Genomic DNA, 2,611 nt, shown 5'->3' on the forward strand with positions numbered 1-2,611 from the left:
CGCGGTCGCCAACGTCTGCCTGGCCTACCTGCCGCCACTCGTCGTCGCGGACCTGGTGGCCCGGCTGGCGGGCGGCGCACCCGCGTCCGCCGCGCTCGTCGGGCCCCGGATCCTGCTGTTCCTGGGCGCCCTGCTCGCGGGCGAGGCGCTGTGGCGGGTCGCGATCCACTGCCTCAACCGGGTCGACGCCTACGGCATCGAGTCGCTCTACGTCTCCGGGATGGAGGCGCTGCTGGCCAAGGACGCCGCGTTCTTCCACGAGAACTTCGCGGGGTCGCTGACCAAGCGGGTGCTGAGCTTCGCCTCCCAGTTCGAGAACTTCGTGGACACCGTGGCGTTCCGGGTGGTCGCCGAGCTGGTGCCGCTGCTCTTCGCCTCCGTGGTGCTGTGGGGCTACGACCCGTGGCTGGTCGCCGTCCTGGTGGGCTCGATCGCGGTCAGCGCCGCGGCCGTCCTCCCGCTGATCCGGCGGCGGCAGCGGATCGTCGACGCGCGCGAGGCCTCGTCCGCGCGGGTGGCGGGCCACGTGTCGGACACCCTGTCCAACATGGACGCCGTGCGCGCCCACGCCTCCGAGCTGCGCGAGGCGGCCGAGCACCGGCGGCGGGTGGCGGACAACCGGGTGCTGGCCCTGCGGTCCTGGGACTACTCGAACCTGCGGATCGACACGGTCGTGGCGCCGCTCTCGGTGGTCACCAACGTGGCGGGCCTGCTGCTGGCCGTCGCCGTCGCGACCCGCGAGGGCGGGCCCGGCGTGGCCGCCGTCGTGGTGGTGTTCGCGTACTTCCTGCAGGCCACGCGCGTGCTGTTCGAGTTCAACCAGACCTACCGGGGCCTGGAGCGCTCGACGACCGAGGCCGCCCAGTTCACCGAGCTGCTGCTCGACGAGCCCACCGTCCGCGACCACCCGCGACCGGAGGCCCCGGACCCGGTCGGGGCGGGCGTGCGGTTCGACCGGGTCCGGTTCGTGCACGCCGGCCAGACCGAGCCGCTGTTCGACGGGTTCGACCTGACCGTCGCCGACGGCGAGCGGGTGGGGCTGGTCGGGCGCTCCGGCGGCGGGAAGACCACGGTCGTCCGGCTGCTGCTGCGACTGATGGACGTGCAGGCGGGCCGGGTGCTCGTCGGCGGGCAGGACGTCTCCCGGCTCGCGCAGGCCGACCTGCGCGGCAGGATCGCGTACGTGCCACAGGACCCGGCGATGTTCCACCGCACGCTGGCCGAGAACATCGCGTTCGGGCGGCCGGGGGCCACCGCCGCCGAGGTGCGGGCGGCGGCCGAGGCCGCGCACGTCACCGAGTTCGTGGACACCCTGCCGGCGGGGTTCGACACCCTGGTCGGCGAGCGCGGGGTGAAGCTGTCCGGCGGGCAGCGGCAGCGGCTCGCGATCGCGCGGGCGATCCTGCGGGACGCGCCGATCCTGCTGCTCGACGAGGCCACGAGCGCGTTGGACTCGGAGAGCGAGGCGCTGATCCAGGCCGCGCTCTGGCGGATGATGGAAGGCCGCACCGCGATCGTCGTGGCGCACCGGCTCTCCACGGTGGCGGGCATGGACCGGCTCGTCGTGCTCGACCGCGGCCGGATCGCCGAGCAGGGCTCGCACACGGAGCTGATCCGGCGCGGCGGCGACTACGCGCAGCTGTGGGAGCGACAGTCCGGCGGGTTCCTCGCCGGGTGAACGGGGGCAGGTCGGGTCCTCGCGGCCCGACCTGCCCACGCTCAGGCCGCGGCGGCCCGCTCCGCCCTCCACACCACCGGCTTCTCCCCTGCCGCGAGGTCGGCGGCCTCGGCCCAGCGCAGCCGCCAGGGCCGCAGGACGACGATCCCCGCGTCCGGGGACTCGAGACCGCCGGCGAACATCGCCGCGGGGTCGAAGCCCAACGGCGACGGCGGCTCGGCGAAGAGGTGCCAGGAGCCCGCGGGGTCCGGGTCCCACCCGGCGTGACACTCGGCGACCGCCACGTCGTGCCGGGTGTCCCAGTACGAGCACGCCGCGTACGGGTGGGCCGCCAGGTGGCGGGCCTTGGGCGAGCTGCGCCTGCCGGCCACCCGGCCGACGACGGTGCCGTCCGGCTCGATCGTCCAGAGTGGATGGACGAGGCGGGAGCGCGGCCTGCCCGCCGCGTCCACGGTCGAGAGGGTGCACCACACGACGCGGTGGGCGATGGCGACGAAGCCTGCGGGATCCGGGAGGGGTGTGCGCTGCGACATGCCGACCACGGTAGATGCACAACCACAGTTGCACAACTATGATTGTGCATATGCAGATCGATCTCGTCACCGCCGTGCACCTCGCGGGCCTCGCGCTCAACGACGAGGCGGTGCGCCGCCTGGCCGCGGAGGGTTTCGGGGACGTCCGGGTGTCGCACGGGTACCTCGTCCAGCACGTGGTCGAGGGGCCGCGGGCGGTCGGCGACATCGCCGAGCGGATGGAGGTCACCCAGCAGGCCGTGTCCAAGACGGCGGCGGAGCTGGTCGGGCTCGGGTACCTGGAACGCACCCCGGATCCCGCCGACGCCCGGGTCCGGCTGCTCGGGCTCTCCGCCCGCGGCCGTGAGCTGCTGGAACGCACCCGCCGGATCCGCGCCGACATGGAGGCCGAGCTCGCCGA

Annotated in this window: 3 protein-coding genes; 2 read left to right on the plus strand and 1 reads right to left on the minus strand. The window is 74.3% G+C overall.

The genetic code is table 11. From position 1 onward, the window contains the following. A partial coding sequence (locus H5J29_RS28720) for an ABC transporter ATP-binding protein (RefSeq protein WP_181784110.1) occupies positions 1-1,678 on the plus strand: 1,678 nt, incomplete at its 5' end. 41 nt (positions 1,679-1,719) lie between these two features. Here H5J29_RS28720 and H5J29_RS28725 read toward each other — a convergent pair. Next, a complete protein-coding gene (locus H5J29_RS28725) occupies positions 1,720-2,211 on the minus strand; it encodes a pyridoxamine 5'-phosphate oxidase family protein (protein ID WP_246394423.1) in 492 nt (163 codons plus the stop codon). Positions 2,212-2,261: 50 nt separating this feature from the next. Here H5J29_RS28725 and H5J29_RS28730 point away from each other — a divergent pair. Beyond that, a partial coding sequence (locus tag H5J29_RS28730; protein ID WP_181784111.1) for a MarR family winged helix-turn-helix transcriptional regulator occupies positions 2,262-2,611 on the plus strand: 350 nt, incomplete at its 3' end.

The organism is Pseudonocardia pini (assembly GCF_013870575.1).
Taxonomy (GTDB): Bacteria; Actinomycetota; Actinomycetes; order Mycobacteriales; family Pseudonocardiaceae; genus Pseudonocardia; species Pseudonocardia pini.

Bases quoted from the DNA above. Each gene is read 5' to 3' on its own strand.
- H5J29_RS28725 (WP_246394423.1), bottom strand. From the start codon at position 2,211: ATGTCGCAGCGCACACCCCTCCCGGATCCCGCAGGCTTCGTCGCCATC.